The following is a 20,388-nucleotide window of genomic DNA, read 5'->3' on the forward strand; positions in this document are numbered from 1 at the left end:
CCGTGTGAGAGGCGGCGGCCCACGCCGTGCCGGCTCGCGTGACCACGATGGCGAAACGTATGAGGTGACTGTGGTGGATGCGTTCAGCGGCCTGCTGGGAAGCCCCAAGGCGCGGGGGGCCTTTCTGCTGAAATCCGTGTTCAACCCCCCGTGGGGCCTGCGTGTCGAGGACCGTGCCCCGCTGTCGCTCGTCACCCTGCTGCACGGATCGGCATGGGTGCTCCGCGAAGGCGGCGAGCCGGTCAAGCTGGCCGCCGGGGACGTCGCGGTCCTCCGCGGCCCCGAGCCGTACACCCTCGTCGACGACCCGGCCACCCCGCCCGGCGTCACGGTCGCCGCCGAACAGCGGTGCAGCACCGCCGACGGCGAGGACGTCACGGAGACGATGTCGCTGGGCGTGCGCACCTGGGGCGAGCCGCACCGCGCGGGGTCCACGGTGATGCTGAGCGGCACCTACCAGGCGCCCAACGAGGTCGGCCGTCGGCTGCTCGCCAGCCTGCCCGCCCTGCTGGTGCAGCCCGCCTCGGCCGCCCGGACGCCGCTGATCGGCATGCTGGCCGCCGAGATGGACCAGGAGGACATCGGTCAGGAGGTGGTCCTGGACCGGCTGCTCGACCTGCTGCTGATCAATGTGCTGCGCTCCTGGCTGGTCGAGCCCGGCACCGGAGCCCCGCTCTGGTTCCGGGCCCAGAGCGACCCGGTCGTCGGCCGGGCCCTGATGCTGCTGCACGACCGGCCGGGCGACCCCTGGACGGTGGCCTCGCTCGCCTCCGCCGTGGGGGTCTCCCGGGCGAAGCTGGCGCGTCACTTCACCGAACTGGTCGGCGAACCGCCGATGTCCTACCTCACCGGGTGGCGGCTCACGCTCGCCTCCGACCTGCTTCGCGACCCCGACCTCTCGGTCGCCAAGATCGCCGAACAGGTCGGCTATTCGGGGCCGTTCGCGCTCAGCGCCGCGTTCAAACGCGAACGCGGAGTCAGCCCCCAGGAGTACCGCCGGGGCAAGCGCTCGGAGGGGGTGCCGACCACCGGTTCCGACGGCCGGACCGTGATGCTCAGACGCTGAGGCGCCGCGTCGGCCGGGACGCCGCGTCCGGTATACCGCCCCGGGCCCCGGTCCCGGGCACGGCCACGGCCGTGAGCAGCAGTCCGCCCCCGACGCGCCAGCACCCGGTGTAGGGGTACGCGCCACGCACCGGCCGCGGTACGCCGCTCCCGGGCGCGAGCGCGGCCGACTGCCGACCCGCCGGGGGCGGCTGCGTGCGCTCCGGACGTACCGAGGCCGTGAGCAGGCCGTCGGAGGTGAACGCGACCTCGACGGCACGGGTCCCGATCCAGCGGCCCGTCGCCGGGTGCCAGGCCTTGTAGACCGACTCCTTCGCGCTGAACAGCAGCCGGTCCCACGGGACGCCGGGCACATCGCGGGACAGTTCGACGACCATGCGCCGCTCCTGGGCCGTCGCCACGAGGCCCAGCACCCCCGGCGGCAACGGCAGGGCCGGTTCGGCGTCCACGCCGAGCGCCGCCCACATCTCGGAGCGCGCGGCCACCGCACCCCGGTAGCCGGCGCAGTGCGTGATGCTCCCGACGACGCCGGACGGCCAAGCCGGGCCGCCGTCCACGGTACGCAGCAGCGGGCCCCGCTCCAAGGCGAGTTGGTCGAGGCAGCGATGGGCGCAGGCCCGTGCGGCGGCGAACCGCCGGACGGTCGCCTCGGGCCGCCCGCGCAGCAGGGCGAGCTCCCGGGGGTCGGGCAGTCCGGGCAACGCGTCGTCGAACGCCTCCGCCCCCGCCACCCCCTCCGGGACGACCCGCTCGATCACGGGCCCGCCGTCCCCCCGGACCACCCGAGGGCGCGGGCCGGGCGCCGCGAACCGGCCGTGCCCGCCCGGAGCACCTTGAGACGGTGCCCGGACGGAGGCGTGCCAGGGATGTCCTCTCGGGCCCGGCCCCGGGGCGTCGAGCGGCGCGGGGCGGCCGTCACCGGGCACCCCCGGGCTTCGCGGCCACGTCGCCCCGGGGGCCCCGGGCGACGCCGTCGCGGACCCGGAGGACCGCCGAGACCACCGCGTCCGGGCTCTCCAGCGGCAGGACGTGCCCGGCCCCGGGCACCGGTGTGAACGAGGCGTTCGGCAGCGCGGCGGCCAGCTCCCGGCCCAGTTCCGGCCGGATCACCGTGTCCTTCTCCCCGGCCAGCACGGCGGCAGGGACCCGTACCGAGGACAGCGCCGCCCGCAGGTCCATGCCCCGGGAGGAGCGGAAGCAGGCGGCCCGCACCGGCGGCGCGGTCCCCGCGAACACCTGGCGGTTGACCTCACGGAGTCGCGGGTCCAGCGCCGTACCCGTCATCCGGCCGAGCAGGAGCCGCCCGAGCGCGGGCCGCCGCAGGGCCCACGAGAACAGGGGGGCCTCCATCATCGAGGCCTCCTTCTCCGGTGTGTCCTGGTCGTGTGCGGCCGAGGCGACCAGCACCAGGCCCGCCGCTCCGGCAGCCGGGCCGGACGCGGCCGCCAGGGACAGCGCCGCGAACCCGCCCCCGGAGTGGCCGACGACGAGCGGCGCGTCACCGGCGTACGCGATGACCGTCGCCAGGTCGGCGGCCATCGCCTCGGCACTCATGCCCGAGGAGCCCGCGGTCGAGGCGCCGTGGCCGCGCAGATCGTAGGCGAGGACCGGGAAGCCGCGGCGCAGCAGCCGGTCGGTCACCGGGCTCCAGATCCGACGGCCGCCGCCCCAGCCGTGGGCCAGCACGACCACGGGCAGTTCCCGGCCGCTGTGTTCCAGTGGATGCAGCACGGAGAGTGCGAGGCGACCGCCGTCCTCGGTGGCCAGGAGTACCTCCCCGGCGGCGGGAGGGGTCACCGCGAACCTCCGGCGGCCGGAGCGGTGGCGGGGGTGGCGGCCAGGAGCCGACTGAGCCTGCCGAACGCCGCGCGGGTGGCCCGGGTGTGCAGCGCCCCGACGTCCACCAGGCGTGCCAGGAGGGCCAGTTGCCCCTGCGGGACTGCGCGGAAGGACATGGCGAGCCGGGTGCCGCCGTCCTCCAGTGCGGTGAGTGTGAACTCCGCGGTGCCGCGGAACGCCCCCTCCACGTACTCCAGCGCCAGCCGCTCCGCCCGCTGTACGGCGGTGGTGCGCGCGGTGAACCTCAGCTTCCGTCCGCCCTTGTCGACGCCCTTGGTGTGGACGGTGACCCGGGTCAGCGCGCCGATCCGGTCCGGGGCGCCGTCCACCGGCTCGAAGGTGTTGTCCGGCACCCACCACCGTGCCTCGCCCGCGAGTTCGCCCAGCAGGGCCTCCCAGACCGTGTCCGGACCGGCGGCGAGCAATGCCTCGTCGACGAGCTCGTACTTCTTCAACTGCTCCTCCTCCAGGGGATGAACGGGAGGGGCCGCTCCCGCAGGAGCGGCCCGGGGCCGTGCTCGGTCAGCCGAAGAAGCCCTGACCGGGGGTGAGGACGTTGCCGGGGTCGAAGCGCCGCTTCGCATCGCACAGGGCCCGGTAGCCGCTGCCGAAGTGGCGCCGCCAGTCCGCGGCGGTCAGGTCCGGGACAGCCCCGACGAGGTAGCGCTTGGCGCCCAGCTCCACCGCCCGGTCGTACAGCCAGCGGTTCTGCTGGACCATCCGCGCGATCTCGGCGTCGCTGGTCCCCGGGTCCGGGAAGCGCAGCAGGTCGAAGAGGTAACCGGTCCTGTCCGTCGGCTGCACCGCCATCGGCGCGGTCACCTTGGACGTCGGGTACGGGTAGGTGAGCACCACCCCGGCGCCCAGGCTCTCCGTGGTGAGTTGGCTCTCCGCCAGGCGCAGGAAGCGGGCGGCGGAGGAGCGCGGCAGGAAGAGGCTCAGCCACGGCTTGGCCTCGAACCAGTGCCCGGCCTCCTTGAGGAAGGCCTCGTAGCCGTCCAGGCGGAAGAGGTAGTCGCGCAGCGAGTGGTCCTCGACGTGCGCCTCGGCGCGCAGGTCCTTCAGGCCCGACAGCAGTCTCGCCCGGTCGGGGGCCCGGCCGCCGGAGTACGTGGCGACGGCCTCGATCTTGTAGCGCCAGCCGGAGTCGTCCGGCTTGCGGACCATCTCGCCGCCCTGCATCTGGAAGCGGTGGTCGGCGAGCAGGATCTCCGAGTCCTTCATGAAGGCGGTGACGTCGCTGTAGAACAGGCTGAACACGGTGGCCCGCTCGGCAGCCGGCACGGTTCGCAGCGTCACGCCGACGATGACGCCGACCTGGCCGCCGCCGGCCAGCGCGGTGCGGAACAGGTCGGAGCGCCGGGTCTTCGAGGTGGTGACGATCTCGCCGGTGCCGGTCACCACGGTCATCGAGGTCACGGTGTCCGCGATGAGACCTTCGGAGCCCATGGTCAGGCCGATGCCCCCGACACTGATCGTCCCGCCCACCGAGAGCGGCAGATAGTCCGGCAGGGCGGGCAGAGTGCGGCCGCGCGGCAGCAGATGGTCGGTGATCTCCGCCCAGGTGGCCCCGGCCTCCACGGTGATGGAGTCGCGGCCGGTGGACACGATGCGGGCCATACCGCGGGCGTCGACCGAGATGCCGCCCGGGACGGCGGCCTGGCCGTAGCAGGAGTGGGACTCCAGGTCGCCGCCGGTGCCGCTGCGCCCGTTGACCGCGAGCTTCAGCCGGTTGGCCGCCGCGTAGCGGATCATCCTGGCGATGTCCTCGACCGAGCCGGGGGTGAGGACCGCCCAGGGCACGGTGTTGTTGACCAGCCGTCCGAAGTCATGGCTGTAGGAGCCGAATGCGCTGGTGTCCGTGGTGAGCGTGCCGTCCAGCGGCGGTACGGACACGATGTGGTCGCCGGATCGGCGAGCCGGGTCGGCGGCCCAGGCCCAGCTTCCGGTGGTGGCGTTCCAGCCGATCACCGTGGCGGCGGCGCCGACCGTGCCGAGCACTGCTCTTCGGGAAGGGGTGTGCAGGTTCACGGGGAGGGACTCCATGTCTCGTCGGTCACGCGTACGGAGGTCGGGAAGCGGCGGGCACGGGCGTCCGCAGGTCCTCGCTGGTGGTCAGCCGGTGCTCGGCGAGGTCGAAGCGCCGGGTGGCCCGCCGGAAGCGCCAGGTGTAGGTCGGCCAGATGGAGGGGTTGCGGCCGCGGTCGTCGAGATACCAGCTGCGGCAGTTCCCGGCGTTCCACACCGTGCCCTCCAGCCGCTGGTCCAGCTTCCGGTTGTAGGCGCGCTGGGCCTCGGGCAGCGCCTCGACGCTGGACAGACCGCGCTTGTCCATCGTCGCCAGGGCGTCGAGGAGATAGGCGATCTGCGCCTCGATCATGATCACTTGGGAGGAGTGGCCCAGTGTCGTGTTCGGTCCGAGCAGCATGAACAGGTTCGGGAACCCGGCCACGCCCGTACCGCGCAGCGCGCTCATACCCTCGTGCCAGGTGTCCTTGAGGCTGACGCCGTCCCGGCCGAAGACGCGCTCCGCGATCGGCCGGCGTATCGCCTCGAAGCCCGTCCCGAGCACGATGGTGTCCACCGGGCGCTCCCGGCCGTCGGCCGCGACCACCGCGTCGGCGGTGACCTTGGCGATCCGGTCGGTGACCAGTTCCACGTTGGGCTGCTGGATCGCCGGGTAGTACGTGTCGGAGAAGAGCAGCCGCTTGCAGGCCATGACGTAGTCGGGGGTGAGCCGGGCCCTCAGAGCCTCGTCGGGCACGCTCCTCTTGAGGTGGTCGGACGCCATCTTCTGCATCTTCCCGGCGACGGCGGGACGTGCCATCACGAACGCCAGGACCTCCCGGCCCCACATGTTGAAGTTCCGGCGGAAGCGCTGGTAGCCCGGGACGGAGGTCAGCAGCCTGGTCTGGAGGGCGCTGTTGGCCTTGTCGTTCTTCGGGCCGATCCAGGGCGGGGTCCGCTGGTAGAGGTCGAGCTGTCCGACCTCCGGCTGGATGGCGGGGACGAACTGGATGGCGGACGCCCCGGTGCCGACGACGGCGACCCGGCGGCCGGTGAGGTCCAGGTCGTGGCGCCACCGCGAGGAGTGGAAGACCTCGCCCTGGAACCCGGAGAGGCCGGGGATGTCGGGGACGGCGGGCTCGCTGAGGTAGCCGGTGCCGGTGACCAGCACCCGGGCGGTGTAGTCGCCGCCGGTGGTGGAGATGAGCCACCGCTGGCGCAGGCCGTCCCAGCGCGCCTCGGTCAGCTCGTGCCGGAAGCGGATGCGCGAGCGCACCCCGAACCGGTCGGCGCAGTCGCGCAGGTAGGCGAAGAGCTCCCGCTGCGTGCCGAAGGTGCTCTTCCAGTTCGGGTTCGGCGCGAACGAGAAGGAGTACAGGTGCGACATCACGTCACAGGCGCAGCCCGGGTAGGTGTTGTCGCGCCAGGTGCCGCCGACCTCGTCGGCGCGCTCGAAGACCAGGAAGTCGTCGATGCCCCGCTGCATGAGCCGGATCGCGGTGCCGAGCCCGGAGAAGCCGCTGCCGATCACCGCCACCCGCAGGTCGCGGGCCGGATCCAGGGGTGCCTGAGCCATCCCGGTCACCTCTTGCGGGCCAGCGTCAGGCGGAAGTTGTTGAAGAAGCGGTCCTCCAGCGTGTACGCGAAGATGTCCAGGTAGCGTTCGAAGCGGGCCACCACCTCCTCGCTCTCCAGCGCCACGGCCTCCTCGCGCCGCTCGGCGAGCAGCATCAGCCAGGCGCGGCAGGCCCGGGCGAACGCCTCACGCTCGTTGACCAGCTCCACCACCTCGAACAGGCCCTCGGTGGCGGCAGCCAGCTCGTGCAGGTGTGGGATGTGCATCCCCGCGAACTCGGAGCGCTGGAGGAACTTCAGGTCCGCCAGGATCTTCCGGCCGATCGGCTGGGCCTCGGCGGTCATCGTGTGCAGGACGAACCGGCCGTCCGGCACCAGCGCTTCGTGAACCTGCTGGAAGAAGAACCGGTAGCGCTTGGTGCGCTCCTTCGGCGACATGCTGGACGGCACGAAGTGCTCCAGTGCGTTGACGCAGAACGCGGCGTCGTACGCGCCCGGGGCGCTGTGCTCCGACCAGCTCTCCACCCGGGTGGTGAGGGCCGGGTTGCCCAGGCCCGCGATGAAGTCGGCCTGGGTGCGGCTCAGCGTCAGCCCGACCGCCTCGCGTACGCCGTGCTTCCGCGTCAGCCGGTCCATCAGGGTGCCCCAGCCGCAGCCGATGTCCAGCACCCGGCTCTTGCCCGCCGCGTCGGCCAGCTCGGCGAACACGTCGAGCTTGCGCTCCTGCGCCAGGTCCAAAGCCTCGGTCAGGCCCTCCCCCTCCTGCCAGTAGCCCCCGCTGTACATCATGCTGGGGCCCAGCAGCAGACGGTAGAACTCGTTTCCCACCTCGTAGTGGTGGCGGACTGCGTCCACCTCCGGCTCCGCGGTGTGGGAGGCAATCGTCGCCATCCTCGCCCTCTCCTCGCAGCTCCTGCCGACCGGGCGCTGAGCGCCGGGCGGCTGTCCGGTCCTGAACCGTGCTGGGAGGGAGCCAAGCGGACCTGTGCAATCCATCCGCAACAGCGGCGTATGACCGGCCTGTTGCGATCCGGTTGCGAGGAGCGGCTTGCATGCCGACACGACCGTACGTCGCGTTGAGAGAGGAACAATCATGGCACTGCCGACTGTCGAGGTTCTCTCGGAGCAGCTCGCCGCCGTCTCCGGAGCCACCGAGGTGACACCCGACGCGCCGATCCGGCACATCCCGGGTGTGGACTCGCTGGATCTGATGGAGTGGCTGTACAACTTCCAGAACGAGCACCCCGACATCCCCGCCGACGAGTCCCTCTTCGCGGAGCTGGACGACAGCACGACCATGCGGGACGTGTACGCGAAGCTGGTCGACCTGGCGCCGCAGCCGGCCGAGGCCTGAGGCGGGCCCATGAGTGGATTCGCCATCGCGGGGTGGGGCAAGGCCCTGCCCGAGCGGGTCGTCACCAGCACCGAACTGGCCGAGCGCTTCGGCGTCGACGAGCACTGGGTCGTCAGCCGCTGCGGCATCCATGAGCGCCGGGCCGTCGGCCCGGGGCAGACCACCGCCTCCCTTGCCGTCGACGCGGGCCGCGCCGCCCTGGCGAAGGCGGGGCTGACCGGCGCCGACATCGCCCATCTGATCGTGGCCACGGCCACGCCCGAGCAGCCGTCCCCCGCCACCTCCGCCTTCGTCCACCATGGACTGGGCATCGGCGGCGGGGCGATGGACGTCAACTCCGAGTGCGCGGGCTTCGTGTACGGGCTGGTCGCGGCCATGGGCCTCCTGCGCATGGACCGCCGTCCGATCCTGTTGATCGGCTCGGACACCCACACCCTGACCGCCAACCCCGCTGACCGGGACCTCTCGATCCTGGTAGGCGACGCGGCGGCCGCGGTGGTGCTCGTACCGGGTCCGGAAGATCCCGTCCTGGCCTGGAACCTGGGTGCGGACGGATCATGTGCAGATGCACTCAAGGTTCCGGCGGGCGGAAGTCGGATGCCCACAACACCGGAAACGGTCGCGCAGGGGCTCCACTTCGCCCGGATCAAGGGCAACGAGATCTACCTCAACGCCGTCCGCTACACGGTGCGGACGGTGCGCGAGACGCTGGAGAGCGCGAAGATCGCTCCGGCGGAGGTGGATCACGTCATCCCGCACCAGGCGAACATCCGCATCATCAACTCCGTGGTGCAGCACTCAGGTCTGCGCCCGGAGTCCCTGATCACCAACCTGGACCGATACGGCAACACCGCCTCGGCCTCGATCCCGCTGGCGCTCACCGAGGCGCTGGAGGCGGACCGGATCAAGGCCGGGGAGCTGGTGCTGCTCGCCGGGTTCGGGGCGGGCATGACCTGGGGGTCGGTCCTGATGCGCTGGGGAGGCACCGCGTGAGCGGAGGAAGGGGAGCGGGCGAGCGGCCCGACGCGCCGGTGGCCCTGGTCACCGGCGCGTCGGGCGGCCTCGGGCAGGCGCTGGCGGTCGAACTGGACGCGCTGGGCTGCCGGGTGGCCGTCCACTACCGCAGCGCGGCCGACCAGGCCCGCGCGGTGAGCGGGAGACTGACGAACGACTCGGTCGTCGTCGGCGCGGACGTCGGGTCCTGGGAGGAGACCCAGCAGCTCTACCGGGAGGTCGAGGAGGCGCTGGGACCCATCGACGTGGTGGTCAACAACGGGGCCGTCCGCAAGGACGCCCTGATGGCGATGCAGTCCCCGGACGACTGGCACGAGGTCATCCGTACCAACCTGCTGGGGTCCTTCCACACCAGCCGGGTGGCGCTGCCGTCCATGCTGCGGCGGCGCTGGGGGCGGATCATCAACGTGGTCTCGCCGTCGGGCCTGATCGCGACGGCGGGGCAGACCGCGTACTCGGCGTCCAAGGCGGGCGTCATGGGGATGACCCGTGCGCTGGCCGCGGAGTGCGGCCGGCGCGGGGTCACGGTGAACGCCCTGTCACCGGGGTTCATGATCACCGGTATGACCGATCAGCTGCCGGAGAGCATCGTCTCCGACATGGCCCACAAGGCGCCGGTCCCGCGGTTCGTCACGGTGGAGGAGGTCGCCCGCGGGGTCTCGCTCTTCCTCGACCAGGACTGCATGACCGGACAGGTGGTCAGTATCGACAGCGGAGTCTCCATCATGTGAGCCGCTCCGGGCCGGTGGGGAGGGACGCGATGCCGCGTTCCTCCCCACCGCCATGCCGGGGGGTCAGCTCAGCCGGTGTGTCGACAGCGCTTCCCACTCCGCCCGGGCGGGGGCCACCGGCAGCCGGGTCCGCTCCAGCAGGCCCAGGTAGGCGGCCTCGCTCTCCGGGCTCGGGTCACAGCCCAGCTCCTCGGCGAGGACGACGCGCAGCTGCTGGTATATGCGCAGGGCTTCGGCCCTGTTGCCGGCGAGGCGGTGCGCGGTCATCTGGCAGCGGTAGGCGCTCTCCCGGAACGGCGCCTGGCGCACCGCCTCCTCCGCGTACCGCAGGGCGTGGTGGGTGTCGCCCAGCGCGGACGAGGAACTGCTCGCGGTCTCCAGGGCCGAGACCCGCAGCTCCTTGAGGTGGCGCCGGACGGACTCCACCCACTCGCTCTCGTGCGAGGCGAGGAACGGTCCCCGCAGCAGGGACACGGAGGTGGTGGCGAGCCGCTGCGCGGTGCTGTGGTCGCCCTCGCGGTGGGCGGCGGCCGCGGTGAGAGCGGCCTGCTCCGCGCGCTCCACGTCCACCTGGGCATCCTCCGGCAGCCGCAGCAGGTAGCGCCCGCCGTGTGCCATCACCGCGGTCTCGGCGTTCTCCCCCTCCGAGAGGAGAGCCCGAAGGCGGCTGACGACACTGCGTAACGCCGAGGCCCAGGTGCTGGGCAGGCCGTCCGGCCATATGGTGTCGGCGAGTTGCTCCCGGCCTATGCCGGAAGGGCGTTCCAGGGCGAGTCGGGCCAGGGCGATCTGGGCCTGATGACTGGCCAGTACCCGCGGAGCTTCGGATTCATGTTCGATGGAGACAAGGCCGACAAGCCTGATGAGCACGGTCGATCCCCCCAAGAAAAGGTTGAGGCGACTTCCTCGGCGGCATGGATGACGGAAGTCGACTTTCTGGCGTGCGTGCGGTTCCGTGTGCAGGACCCAGGGCGTGACGCGTGGACCGGGTGGCGCGTGAGGATCTCGTGGGGGGTCTGCGTCGGTCGGAACGAGCTCGGTCAAATCTTCTCCACGGCTGAGTGAATAGCATTCTCGTTCAAAAAGTAGGTGTGTCAACTGCGCCATAAAGTTGCATCAGTAAACGAGTGGTGAATCGGAAGCTCTGGCACATGCCAAATCCATTGGCGGCTGTTTGATCTTGCTCCCGTGTTGCGCCTCCATTGCGAGAGGGTCGTTGAATTCGAGGCGCATCAGATTCGTTGCACCTCTGTGCAATGGCGGTCACGAGGGAGAGGACGGCCGATGGCATCCGCAGCGTGGGGGAGAATCACGCACAAACTGGAGGCGACGGAGCGCCGTGTGACCTCCCTGGAGTGGGAGCCGGAGCGCCGCAACAGCTTCGTTCCCTACACCGCCGAGCGCGACACGGCCTACGTCGACCTCGACGGCCGACGGCTGTTGATGATGTCCGGCTACAGCTACCTGGGCCTGGCCGGTGACGAGCGCGTGGTCGCCGCCGCCCAGGCCGCCGCCGCCCGCTACGGCACCGGCAACCACGGAGTGCGGGCCCTCGCCGGGTCGATCCCCCTCCACGAGGAGCTGGAGGCCGAGGTCGCCGCCGTCGCCGAGCGGGAGCGGGCCATCGTCTTCGGCTCCGGCTACGCGGCCAACGTCGGCACCATCGGCGCCCTGGTGGGCCCCGGCGACACCGTCTTCGTCGACAAGTACGCCCACGCCAGCATCGTCGACGGCTGCCGCCTCAGCGGAGCCGCCGTGGTCCGCTTCCGGCACAACGACACCGAGCACCTGGCCCGCCGCATGGAGGTCGCCGCCCCCGGCGGAGTCCGGCTGGTCATCGTCGACAGCGTCTACTCCATGGACGGGGACATCGCGCCGCTGCCCCGGCTGCGGGAGGTCTGCGACGCCCACGAGGCCCTCCTGATGACCGACGAGGCCCATGCCCTCGGCGTCATCGGCCGCACCGGCCTGGGCATCGAGGAACACTTCGAGGGCCGGGTACGGGTGGACGTCAAGCTGGGCACCCTCTCCAAGGCCATCCCCTCCATGGGCGGCTGGGTCGCCGGTTCGGCCGAGCTGATCGGCCATCTCCGCTACGCCGCACGGCCGTTCCTCTTCTCCGCCGCGCTCGCACCCGCCTCGGCGGGCGCCGCCCTGGAGGCACTGCGCGTGCTGCGCGCCGAACCGGAGCGTGTCGCCCGCGTCCAGGGCCACGGAGCCCGGTTCCGGGAGCTGGTGAGCGCGGGCGGGATGCGGACCGGGCACAGCGAGACGGCCGTCGTCCCGCTCATCGCCGGCGGCGACGAAGCGGCCTACGACCTGGCCACCGCCGCCCGCCGCCTGGGCGTGATCGGGCTGCCCGTGGTGACGCCCGCCGTGCCGCGCGACCTGGCCCGGCTGCGGATCGCCGTCACCGCACGGCACACCGACGCGGACGTGGAGCTGGCCGCCGAGGCGTTCCTCAAGGCCGCGGGGGAGTGCGGCCTCCTGACGGGGTGACCCCCGCCGCCGCCCGCGTACCCCCCGCGGGCGCGGCCACCGCGTCCACGGCCGACGGCCGGTCACCGGAACGGGAAGGAACCACACGGACCATGCGCACCGAGGCGGAACGCTCCGCCCGGCCGGACATCGCCATCAGCGGGATCGGCACCGTCACCCCGGCCGGACTCACCACCGACGACCTGTGGAACGCGGTGTCGGCGGGCCGCTCCCTCGCGGTCGGCCTCACCCACTTCGACACCACGGACCACCGCATCCGGATCGGCTGCCGGGTGCCGGAACTCACCGGCCACGGCCTGCCCTGGCAGGAGGCCCTGGCGACCAAGGCCGCCCGGCGGCTCGACCCCTTCGCCCGCTACGGTCTCGCCGCCGCGCTCGCCGCCCATGCCGATGCCGGGCTGCCCCGGGCGCCCGCCGCCCGGTGCGCCATCGTCGTCGGCAACGCCGTCGGCGGGCGCGCCACCAGCGACGCCGAGTCCGTCAACTTCGCGGCGAAGGGCCCCGGCGGAGTCCGCCCGCTGATGCCCCTGATGACGATGCCGAACGCGGCCGCCGCCCAGATAGCCCTCCAACTGGGCTGGCACGGACCGGCGCTCACGGTCTCCACCACCTGCGCCAGCGGGGCCGACGCCATCGGGCTCGGCGCGGCCATGCTCCGCGACCACCGCGCCGACGTGGTGATCGCGGGCGGCTGCGAGGCGACCCTCACGCCGATCACCCTCGCCGGGTTCGGCAACCTCAGCGCCGCCTCCCTCCGTACCGAGGCCGCCACCGCCTGCCGCCCCTTCGACGTGAGCCGGGACGGCTTCGTGATGGGCGAGGGCGCCGCCTTCGTGGTGCTGGAACGGGCGACGGACGTAACGGCGCGCGGCGCCCGCGCGTACGGCCTGGTCGCCGGGTACGCCGCCACCTCCGACGCCCACCACCTCTCGGCCCCCCGACCCGACGGCGCGTTCGCCGCCGAGGCGATGTCCGGGGCCATCGCCGACGCGGGCCTCACGCCCTCGGACATCGCGCACGTCAACGCCCACGGCACCGCCACCGTGCACAACGACCGCGCCGAAGCCGCCGCCCTGGCCAAGGTGTTCGGGCCCGACGGGCCACCGGTCACCGCCAGCAAGGGCGTGCTCGGCCACCTCATCGGAGCGGCCGGAGCCGTCGAACTCGTGGTCGCCGTGATGTCGATGAACGCCGGTGCGGTGCCGCCCACCGCCAACCACACACGAACGGAACCCGAGATGGAGATCGACGTGGTCCACGGCAGTCCGCGGCCCGTCCCCACCGGCCCCGCGCTGACCAACTCCTTCGGCTTCGGCGGCCACAACAGCAGCCTGGTGGTGACCCCCGCATGACGACCCTGCCCAGCCCGGCCCTCGACCCTGCCGCACCGCTCCTCGACGCGCCCGCCGCCCGCCGCTACCGCACCGTCACCCGCCGCGCGCTCGGCCGCCCCGCGCCCGGCCGCCGGGCCGGGGCGGGCCCCCTCGCCGCCCTGGTCCTCACCCACCCGCTCGCCGAACGCACCGTCGCCGGCCTCGCCGCCGGGCACGGCCCGTACTCCCTGGTCCACCTCGCCCAGGAGATCGAGCTGCACCGACCGCCGCGCCCCGGCGTCCCGCTCGTCGCGTCCGCCGCCCTCGACGCCGTACGCCCCGAACCCAGGGGCACCCGGCTCGTCCTCACCACCATGCTCACCGACCGGGCGACCGGCGCCGAACAGGCCCGGCTCACCGCCCACATCCTGCTCGTCGGCCTGCGCACCGCCGAACCGCACGGCACGCTCGTCCCGACGGCCGCGGTGCGCCAGGAGTCGCCGGGTGCCACCGTCAGCCGCGACCTCGGCATCGACCGGGCGTGGATAGCGGACTACGGCCACGCCGCCGGAGACCTCAACCCGGTCCACCTGGACCCCGGGGCCGCCCGGGAAGCCGGGTTCGCCGATGTCATCGCCCACGGCATGGGCCTCGTCGCGCTCGCCGTGGAGGAGGCCGCCGAGCGGTACGCGGACGGGGACGTCGACCGGGTGCTGGCCGTCGGCGCGCGCTTCGCCCGCCCCGTCCTGCCCGGCAGGGGAACGACCCTCGACCTCACGCCCTCCGCCGCCGGGGACACCGTCGCCTTCACCGTACGGTCCCAGGGCGCGGCCGCCGTCAAGGGCGGCTGGCTCCGGCTGGGCCCCGCGTCGGGAGCGGGCCGATGACCGGGACCGCCCGGTACGGCGGGAGTGCGGGCTCCGTGCTGCGCTGGGCCGAGAGGACCCCGGACGCGCCGGCCCTGTGGTGGAACGGCACCCCCACCAGCTACCGGGAGCTGGCCGACGCGACCGCCGCCGCCCGCGGCCTGCTCGCCGAGCACGTGCCTGCCGCTGCCACGGTCGCCGTGCTCGACGACAAGTCGCCCGGCGCCGTCGCCGCCGTCCTCGCCTCCCTGGCCTCGGGCCGCCCCGCGCTGCTGCCCTCGCCGACCCTGCCGCCCGACCACCTGGCGGCGGTGATGGCGGAGGCGGGCTGCCGCTACGTGCTCGCCGGGGCGACCGTCACGGCGACCGGCCCGCAGCGCGGCGACTGCTGCGGGGAAGCCGTGCCGCCGGACACCGCCCTCGTCCTCACCACCTCCGGCTCCACCGGCATCCCCAAGGCCGTCCCCCTGCCGCACCGGGCCGTGGACGCCTTCACCGACTGGGCCGCCGGCGCCTTCGGCATCACCGAGTCCACCCCCGTCCTCAACTACGCCCCGCTCAACTTCGACCTCTGCCTGCTCGACGTCTGGACCACCCTCGCCCACGGCGGCCAGGTGGTCCTGGTGGACGCGACGACGGCGGCGAGCGGCCCCCGCCTGCTCCGCCTGCTGCGTACCCACCGCGTCGAGGTGGTGCAGGCGGTCCCCCTCTTCTACGCCCTGGTCGGCGCCCAGGCCCGCGCGGAGGGCGGCGGCCCGCTGGAGACCGTCCGGCACGCGGCGTTCACCGGCGACGTGATGCCCGAGCAGGTGCTCGCCGACCTCGCACAGCTCGCCCCCGGGGCCCGGCTGTACAACATCTACGGCTGCACCGAGACCAACGACAGCCTGATGTACGAGGTCGACCGGAGCCTGCCGACCCCCGTCCCGATGCCGCTGGGCCGCCCCCTGCCGGGAGTCCGCCTGCGGCTGCGGGACTCCGACGGGCGGCTGCTGACCGGTCCCGGCCGCGGTGAACTGGAGGTCTCCACGCCCTTTCAGAGCACCGGGTACGCCGATCCGCGCCGGGCCGCGGAGAAGTTCGTCCTGGACCCGGCGGCGGGAGGCAGGCCGGGCGTCCGCTGGTTCCGCACCGGAGACCTGGTCGAGAAGGACGCCGACGGCGCCCTCCGGCTCGTCGGCCGGCTGGACCACCAGGTGAAGATCCGGGGCGTCGCCGTCAACACCGGCGAGGTCGAGCAGGTGCTGCTGGAGCACCCCGAGGTGCTGGAGGCCGGGGTGACCACGGTCCCCGACCCGGTCGAGGGCCGCCGCCTGGTCGCCGTCGTCCGACTGGAGGCCGCCTCCACCACCACCGGTCTCGACCTCAAGCGGCACTGCACCGCACGGCTCGCCCGCGGATGGGTCCCCGCTCTTCTCATCCCGTCGCGTGAACCCCTGCCGCGCACCAGCACCGGCAAGGTGGACCGCCGCGCGCTCGCGGCGACCGTGGCCGCACCCGCCGCCGTGTCCTGACCCCGCCGGGGGCCGGCCCACCCCTCCGTCGGGAGGAGGCCATCCGCAGACCGCCCGAGGGCGATCCCGCAGGCCCTCGGCAGATCCGAAGCCGTCCTCGACCCCCGTACGAGCAACCCGCCAAGGAGCGCCCCGTGAGCAACACCGACCAGATCAGCGACTACATCGTCCGGGAGTTCCTGCCCGACCTGACCCCCGCCCAACTCCCGCCCGACCTGGACCTCCTGGCCGACGGCGCGCTCGACAGCCTCGGCGTCCTCAAGCTGATCGCCTGGGTCGAGCACCACTTCCGGCTCGCGGTGGGCGACACCGACCTCGACCCCGACAACTTCCGCAGCGTCAACGCCATCGACGCCTACATCGCGCGCTCCCAGAGCGCCGCCGCCACGGGCGGCTGAGCCGTGCACCCGGCCCTCGTCCCGATCATCGACCGGCGCGCGCCGGCCGGCCCGGACCAGTGGGACGCGCTGTGGCAGGCGCTGGCCGACGGAGCCCTGGACCGCGGTGACGCCCTCGCGCTGCTTGCCTCGCTCACCGCGGCCCTGCCGGAGGCCGACGGCCTGCTCGCGATGCTCGACGCCCTGGACCGGCGGCGACCGGCGCGGCCCACGACGCCGTGGTCCGGCACCGTCAACGTGGTGGGCACCGGCGGCGGTCCGCCCACCGTCAACCTCTCCACGGCCTCCGCGCTGGTCGCCGCCTCCTGCGGGGTCCGCGTCGTCAAGTCCGGCTCCCGCGCCCACACCGCGCGCACCGGCTCCGTCGACCTCCTGGACCGACTGGGCGTCCCGTTCGCCGCCTCCTTCGACCAGGCGTCCCGCCACCTGGACGCCCATGGCATCTCCTTCACCGGGCCGTTCGTCTATCCGGTGCAGCTGGCCCGGCTCGCGCTGCTGGCCGTGCCGACACCCATGCGCGTGTTCGGCCGCTTCCTCAACACGGTCGGCCCGTTCCTCGCGGCCGTCCCGGTGGCCGCCCAGGTCACCGGGGTCAGCGGCGCCGAACTCCCGCCCGCCCTGCGGGCCGTCGCAGCCCGGCCGGGCGCTCCGGCGACCTGGCTGGTGACCAACCCGCTCGGGGCGGACGAGCTCCTCAGCATCTGCGACAACACGATCCACCTCCCCGACGGCACCACGCTGACGCTGTGCGCCGGCGACCTCGTCCCCGCCGACGGATCCCCCGACGACCTCGCCCCCGTCTCCCGGGACGCGGCCGCGGACCACTTCCGTACCCTCCTCACCGGCCGGGCCGGCAGCCCGCTGCGCGCCACCCTCCAGCTGAACGCGGCCGCGCTCGCCCTGGCGTCCGGCCACCGCGACGACTGGGCGAAGGCGGTTGCCGAGGCGGGTGCCGCGCTCGACGACGGGGCGGCGCTCGGTCTGCTGGAGCGGCTGACCTCCGGCCGCCGGGAAGGGGCGAGCCATGGCGCGGGCTGACTTCTTCGCCGAGGCCCGCGCCTGCGAGGAGCTGGGCCTGGCGGTCTTCCTCAACGCGGGCGATCCGCCGCTGCCCGTCCTCACCGACCTCGTCGCCCTGCTGGACGAGTCAGGCGTCGACTGCCTCGAACTGGCCGTCCCCTTCCCCGACTCGCCCACCGACGGGCCCGTCGTGCGCCGCTCCGCCGACCGGGCGCTGGCACGGGGCGTCGGACTGCACGAGACCCTGGCTTTCGTCACCGCCGTACGGCCCGGCCTGAAGCGGTTGAGGATCGCGGTGCTCGCCGACTGGAGCCACAGCCTGCGCACCGCCCCGCCCGCCGACTGCGCCCGCGCCGTCGCGGACAGCGGCGCGGACGCCCTGCTGGCCCACGGGCTGCCGCCCCGGCTGCGCCCCGCCCACCACGAGGCGCTCAGCGCGGCGGGCCTGCCCGAGGTCACCACCTGCTACCCGGCCAGCCCACCGGCCACCGTCGCCGAGGCAGCGGCCCATGCCACCGGATACCTCTACCTGGTCGCGCGCTACGGGCGCAGCGGCGCCGGGACGCCCCACGGCGGCCACGCCGGACTGGCGCCGTTCGTCGGCTCACTGCGCGACCTCACCACCTCCCCGATCGCCGTCGGCTTCGGGGTGTCCACCGCCGAGGATCTCGCGTCCGTCGCCCGCAGCGGCGCGGACGCGGCGATCGTCGGCTCCGCCGGAGTGGCCACGCTGGAACGGGGCCTGGAAGCCGGGTCCGACCCGGTCGAGGACTACCGCTCCTTCGTCGCCGCGCTCGGCCGTCCCGCCACCGCCCGTCCGAAGGAGGACACTCGTGCTCATCCGTAACATCGAGACCGTCAAGACCGTCGACTGGGGCAACGGACTCAGCCGCAGATTCCTCCTGGACGCCGACGGCCTGGGGTACAGCGTCACCGACACCACGGTGCGGGCCGGGACCAAGTCCCGCCTGGAGTACCGCAACCACCTGGAGACCTGCTACTGCATCGAGGGCTCCGGCGAGGTGGTCGAACTCGACGGCACCAGTCATCCGCTGACACCGGGCGTCCTCTACTCGCTCGACAACAACGACCCGCACTTCCTGATCGCCTCACCCCACGAGGACCTGCGTCTGGTCTGCGTCTTCGCCCCGGCCCTCCGCGGCGACGAGGTGCACAGCCTGGACGAGAACGTCCCCTCCGCGTACTAGACGGCTCAGCCGCTCACCCGACGGGCGCCTGAACCACGGGCGCCCGCCGATCCGACGACGACGGGAGACCGCCGTCCCCCTCCGACCGCCATCGACCGAGGCCACCCGCACGGCCCGTACGGAAGGCTCAGCCATGAGCAACCGCGACGCGGATCAGCAGGCGCTCTGCGCAGGCATGGCCCAGTGGGGCACGATCCTGAGCGAAGGACATATCGACGCGGACGCCCGGTCCGCGTTCGAACCGGACCGCTGGCGGTCCCTCGCCAGGAGCGGCGTCCTCGGGCTGCCGTTCCCCCCGCGGTGGGGCGGCGCGGGACAGTCCCTCGTCACCACGCTGCACGTCCTGGAGACCCTCGGCGAGACCTGCCGGGAGTCCGGCCTGAACTTCTGCGCCACCACCTCGATGGCCAGCACCGGCGTCCCGCTCACCGCCTTCGGCAGCGAGACCCTGCGCGAACGCTATCTCCCCGGCATCTGCTCGGGCGAGCTGATCGGTGCGCACGCCATCACCGAACCCGACAGCGGCTCCGACGCCATGGCGATGACCACCCGCGCCGTACGCGACGGCACGCACTACGTCCTCACCGGCGGCAAGGCGTTCGTCAGCAACGGCCCCATCGCCGACGTCTTCGTCGTCTACGCGCGTACGCGCCCGGAGGGCGGACCGCTCGGCACCACCGCCTTCCTCGTGGACCGGGACACCCCCGGACTCTCCGTCGGCGGGGCGACAGCCAAGATGGGGCTGCGGACCGCCCCGCTGTCCACCCTGCACCTCGACGGCTGCCGGATACCCGCCGACCGGGTGCTCGGCCGGGTGGGCGGCGGACTGCTGGTCCTGGACCACGTGATGAAGCGCGAGATCCTGTTCGGCTTCACCGTCCAGCTCGGAGAGATGCGCCACCGGCTGGAGCGCACCGTCGCCTACGCCCGGGAACGCCGGGCCTTCGGCCACCCCATCGGCGACTACCAGGCGGTCTCGCACCGCGTGGCCGACATGAAGATCCGCACCGAGACCGCCGCCAAGTGGCTCTACGACACCGCCGAGCGGCTCGCCGCGGGCGAGGACGTCACCGCCGACCTCGCCATCACCAAGATCCTCGCCAGCGAGGCCGCCCTCTCCACCAGCCTCTCCGCGGTCCGGGTCTTCGGCGGCGCCGGCTACCTCACCGAGGTCGGCCTGGAGAAGGAGATACGGGCGGCGGTCGCCGGCACCCTCTACTCCGGGACCAACGACATCCAGTACAACCACGTCGCCTCGGCCCTGGGACTGGGCGGATGAGCGCCCCGACCGGTCCGCCCCGGCCACTGCTCAAGGTGTGCGGCGCGACCGCCCCCGATGAGGCCGCCGCCGTGGCCGTACGGGCCGACCTCGTCGGCCTCTGGTACGGGGTGGAGGGCGGGTCCCGCGACCTGACCGGAGCTCAGCTGACCGCACTGGCCGACGCGGTCCGCACGGCGGACCGGGCCGAGCCGGTGCTCGTCACCTTCCTGCACGACGCCGAGCGGATCGCGGCGGCCGCCCACGCCGCCCGGGTGCGCTGGATCCAGCTCCACGCCTACCAGCCGCCCGCCGTCGTCACCGCCCTGCGCGCGGAGCTGCCCGACGCGGTGCTGGTCAAGGCGGTGCACGTACTCGACGGGGCCTGTGTGGAACGGCCGTTCCTGACGGCGTACGCCCGCGCCGGGGCGGACCTCCTCCTGGTCGACGCGGCGACCCGGGACGGCGCGGTCGGCAGCACCGGCCACCGCGTCCCCGCGGAGGAGCTGGAGACGTTGCTGCCCGCCCTGCCCCTGCCCTTCCTCCTGGCGGGCGGCCTCACCGAGGCCGACGCCGCCGGCCATGCCGTCGCGGCGCACCCCGGCTTCCGGGGCGTCGACATCGACCACGCCGCCCGCGGCGACGGCGGTCCGCTCGACCCCGCCCTGGTCGCCGCGCTGGACCGCGCCTGGACCGGCACCTCTGCCCTGTGAGAGGCGCCCCGATC

The 20,388-nt window shown here is 73.4% G+C and carries 21 protein-coding genes; 14 read left to right on the forward strand and 7 right to left on the reverse strand.

Going from position 1 to position 20,388, the window contains the following annotated elements; genetic code table 11:
- Positions 1 to 73 precede the first annotated feature (73 nt).
- Complete coding sequence (locus tag AC0682_RS28645; RefSeq protein WP_478536044.1) at positions 74 to 1,066, forward strand: AraC family transcriptional regulator; 993 nt, start codon at positions 74 to 76, stop codon at positions 1,064 to 1,066.
- Here the strand turns inward: AC0682_RS28645 and AC0682_RS28650 are convergent.
- The 6 genes from AC0682_RS28650 to AC0682_RS28675 form a co-directional block, all read right to left on the reverse strand.
- Positions 1,056 to 1,823 carry a 4'-phosphopantetheinyl transferase family protein gene (locus AC0682_RS28650; RefSeq protein WP_478536045.1) on the reverse strand — a complete coding sequence of 256 codons (768 nt, stop codon included), beginning with the start codon at positions 1,821 to 1,823 and terminating at the stop codon, positions 1,056 to 1,058. The two genes, AC0682_RS28645 and AC0682_RS28650, sit on opposite strands and share 11 nt — an antisense overlap.
- Positions 1,824 to 1,980: 157 nt before the next feature.
- A complete protein-coding gene (locus AC0682_RS28655; RefSeq protein ID WP_478536046.1) occupies positions 1,981 to 2,862 on the reverse strand; it encodes an alpha/beta fold hydrolase in 882 nt (293 codons plus the stop codon).
- Entirely contained in the window at positions 2,859 to 3,359 is a 501-nt protein-coding gene (locus tag AC0682_RS28660; RefSeq protein ID WP_478536048.1) for an SRPBCC family protein, read from the reverse strand. Before AC0682_RS28660 ends, AC0682_RS28655 begins: the two co-directional genes overlap by 4 nt.
- Before the next feature lie 67 nt (positions 3,360 to 3,426).
- On the reverse strand, positions 3,427 to 4,935 hold the full coding sequence (locus AC0682_RS28665) for an FAD-binding protein (protein WP_478536049.1): 1,509 nt from the start codon (positions 4,933 to 4,935) through the stop codon (positions 3,427 to 3,429).
- A gap of 25 nt (positions 4,936 to 4,960) precedes the next feature.
- Positions 4,961 to 6,487: a flavin-containing monooxygenase gene (locus AC0682_RS28670; protein WP_478536051.1), complete on the reverse strand. Its 1,527-nt coding sequence runs from the start codon at positions 6,485 to 6,487 to the stop codon at positions 4,961 to 4,963.
- A 5-nt stretch (positions 6,488 to 6,492) separates the two neighbouring features.
- Entirely contained in the window at positions 6,493 to 7,377 is an 885-nt protein-coding gene (locus AC0682_RS28675) for a class I SAM-dependent methyltransferase (protein WP_478536053.1), read from the reverse strand.
- A 202-nt stretch (positions 7,378 to 7,579) separates the two neighbouring features.
- Here AC0682_RS28675 and AC0682_RS28680 point away from each other — a divergent pair, with 202 nt between their 5' ends.
- From AC0682_RS28680 to AC0682_RS28690, 3 genes are read left to right on the forward strand one after another with little or no spacing between them, the layout of a single operon-like run.
- Positions 7,580 to 7,840: a hypothetical protein gene (locus AC0682_RS28680; protein WP_010064097.1), complete on the forward strand. Its 261-nt coding sequence runs from the start codon at positions 7,580 to 7,582 to the stop codon at positions 7,838 to 7,840.
- 9 nt (positions 7,841 to 7,849) lie between these two features.
- Positions 7,850 to 8,833, forward strand: a complete 984-nt coding sequence (locus AC0682_RS28685; RefSeq protein WP_478536055.1) for a 3-oxoacyl-ACP synthase III family protein — start codon at positions 7,850 to 7,852, stop codon at positions 8,831 to 8,833.
- Entirely contained in the window at positions 8,830 to 9,585 is a 756-nt protein-coding gene (locus AC0682_RS28690) for an SDR family NAD(P)-dependent oxidoreductase (protein ID WP_478536057.1), read from the forward strand. Before AC0682_RS28685 ends, AC0682_RS28690 begins: the two co-directional genes overlap by 4 nt.
- Before the next feature lie 63 nt (positions 9,586 to 9,648).
- Here the strand turns inward: AC0682_RS28690 and AC0682_RS28695 are convergent, their stop codons facing one another.
- Positions 9,649 to 10,455: an AfsR/SARP family transcriptional regulator gene (locus AC0682_RS28695; RefSeq protein ID WP_478536059.1), complete on the reverse strand. Its 807-nt coding sequence runs from the start codon at positions 10,453 to 10,455 to the stop codon at positions 9,649 to 9,651.
- A gap of 414 nt (positions 10,456 to 10,869) precedes the next feature.
- Between AC0682_RS28695 and AC0682_RS28700 the strand changes: the two genes are divergently transcribed.
- From AC0682_RS28700 to trpF, 10 genes are all read left to right on the forward strand, one after another.
- Complete coding sequence (locus tag AC0682_RS28700; RefSeq protein WP_478536060.1) at positions 10,870 to 12,084, forward strand: aminotransferase class I/II-fold pyridoxal phosphate-dependent enzyme; 1,215 nt, start codon at positions 10,870 to 10,872, stop codon at positions 12,082 to 12,084.
- 92 nt (positions 12,085 to 12,176) lie between these two features.
- Positions 12,177 to 13,436: a beta-ketoacyl-[acyl-carrier-protein] synthase family protein gene (locus AC0682_RS28705; protein WP_478536062.1), complete on the forward strand. Its 1,260-nt coding sequence runs from the start codon at positions 12,177 to 12,179 to the stop codon at positions 13,434 to 13,436.
- Positions 13,433 to 14,284: a MaoC family dehydratase gene (locus tag AC0682_RS28710; protein WP_478536063.1), complete on the forward strand. Its 852-nt coding sequence runs from the start codon at positions 13,433 to 13,435 to the stop codon at positions 14,282 to 14,284. Before AC0682_RS28705 ends, AC0682_RS28710 begins: the two co-directional genes overlap by 4 nt.
- Positions 14,281 to 15,777 (forward strand): AMP-binding protein, encoded by a 1,497-nt coding sequence (locus AC0682_RS28715; RefSeq protein WP_478536064.1) that lies wholly within the window; start codon positions 14,281 to 14,283, stop codon positions 15,775 to 15,777. The genes AC0682_RS28710 and AC0682_RS28715 overlap by 4 nt, the downstream gene beginning before the upstream one ends.
- Positions 15,778 to 15,911: 134 nt before the next feature.
- The gene (locus AC0682_RS28720) at positions 15,912 to 16,175 is read left to right on the forward strand and encodes an acyl carrier protein (protein ID WP_478536066.1); all 264 of its coding nucleotides are present in this window, start codon (positions 15,912 to 15,914) and stop codon (positions 16,173 to 16,175) included.
- A 3-nt stretch (positions 16,176 to 16,178) separates the two neighbouring features.
- Positions 16,179 to 17,213 carry a hypothetical protein gene (locus AC0682_RS28725; RefSeq protein ID WP_478536068.1) on the forward strand — a complete coding sequence of 345 codons (1,035 nt, stop codon included), beginning with the start codon at positions 16,179 to 16,181 and terminating at the stop codon, positions 17,211 to 17,213.
- Entirely contained in the window at positions 17,200 to 18,042 is an 843-nt protein-coding gene (trpA, locus tag AC0682_RS28730; RefSeq protein ID WP_478536069.1) for a tryptophan synthase subunit alpha, read from the forward strand. Before AC0682_RS28725 ends, trpA begins: the two co-directional genes overlap by 14 nt.
- Entirely contained in the window at positions 18,029 to 18,403 is a 375-nt protein-coding gene (locus tag AC0682_RS28735) for an ectoine synthase (protein WP_478536071.1), read from the forward strand. The genes trpA and AC0682_RS28735 overlap by 14 nt, the downstream gene beginning before the upstream one ends.
- Before the next feature lie 133 nt (positions 18,404 to 18,536).
- Complete coding sequence (locus AC0682_RS28740; protein WP_478536072.1) at positions 18,537 to 19,682, forward strand: acyl-CoA dehydrogenase family protein; 1,146 nt, start codon at positions 18,537 to 18,539, stop codon at positions 19,680 to 19,682.
- Complete coding sequence (gene trpF / locus AC0682_RS28745; protein WP_478536074.1) at positions 19,679 to 20,374, forward strand: phosphoribosylanthranilate isomerase; 696 nt, start codon at positions 19,679 to 19,681, stop codon at positions 20,372 to 20,374. The genes AC0682_RS28740 and trpF overlap by 4 nt, the downstream gene beginning before the upstream one ends.
- The last annotated feature ends 14 nt before the right edge of the window (positions 20,375 to 20,388 follow it).

Source organism: Streptomyces sp. NPDC043746 (assembly GCF_056436485.1).

Excerpts from the sequence above, each read along its gene's own strand:
- AC0682_RS28675 (WP_478536053.1), bottom strand. The coding sequence starts at position 7,377 with ATGGCGACGATTGCCTCCCACACCGCGGAGCCGGAGGTGGACGCAGTC.
- trpA (WP_478536069.1), top strand. The coding sequence starts at position 17,200 with ATGGCGCGGGCTGACTTCTTCGCCGAGGCCCGCGCCTGCGAGGAGCTG.
- AC0682_RS28685 (WP_478536055.1), top strand. The coding sequence starts at position 7,850 with ATGAGTGGATTCGCCATCGCGGGGTGGGGCAAGGCCCTGCCCGAGCGG.
- AC0682_RS28670 (WP_478536051.1), bottom strand. The coding sequence starts at position 6,487 with ATGGCTCAGGCACCCCTGGATCCGGCCCGCGACCTGCGGGTGGCGGTG.
- AC0682_RS28710 (WP_478536063.1), top strand. The coding sequence starts at position 13,433 with ATGACGACCCTGCCCAGCCCGGCCCTCGACCCTGCCGCACCGCTCCTC.
- AC0682_RS28705 (WP_478536062.1), top strand. The coding sequence starts at position 12,177 with ATGCGCACCGAGGCGGAACGCTCCGCCCGGCCGGACATCGCCATCAGC.
- AC0682_RS28680 (WP_010064097.1), top strand. The coding sequence starts at position 7,580 with ATGGCACTGCCGACTGTCGAGGTTCTCTCGGAGCAGCTCGCCGCCGTC.
- AC0682_RS28700 (WP_478536060.1), top strand. The coding sequence starts at position 10,870 with ATGGCATCCGCAGCGTGGGGGAGAATCACGCACAAACTGGAGGCGACG.
- AC0682_RS28715 (WP_478536064.1), top strand. The coding sequence starts at position 14,281 with ATGACCGGGACCGCCCGGTACGGCGGGAGTGCGGGCTCCGTGCTGCGC.
- AC0682_RS28740 (WP_478536072.1), top strand. The coding sequence starts at position 18,537 with ATGAGCAACCGCGACGCGGATCAGCAGGCGCTCTGCGCAGGCATGGCC.
- trpF (WP_478536074.1), top strand. The coding sequence starts at position 19,679 with ATGAGCGCCCCGACCGGTCCGCCCCGGCCACTGCTCAAGGTGTGCGGC.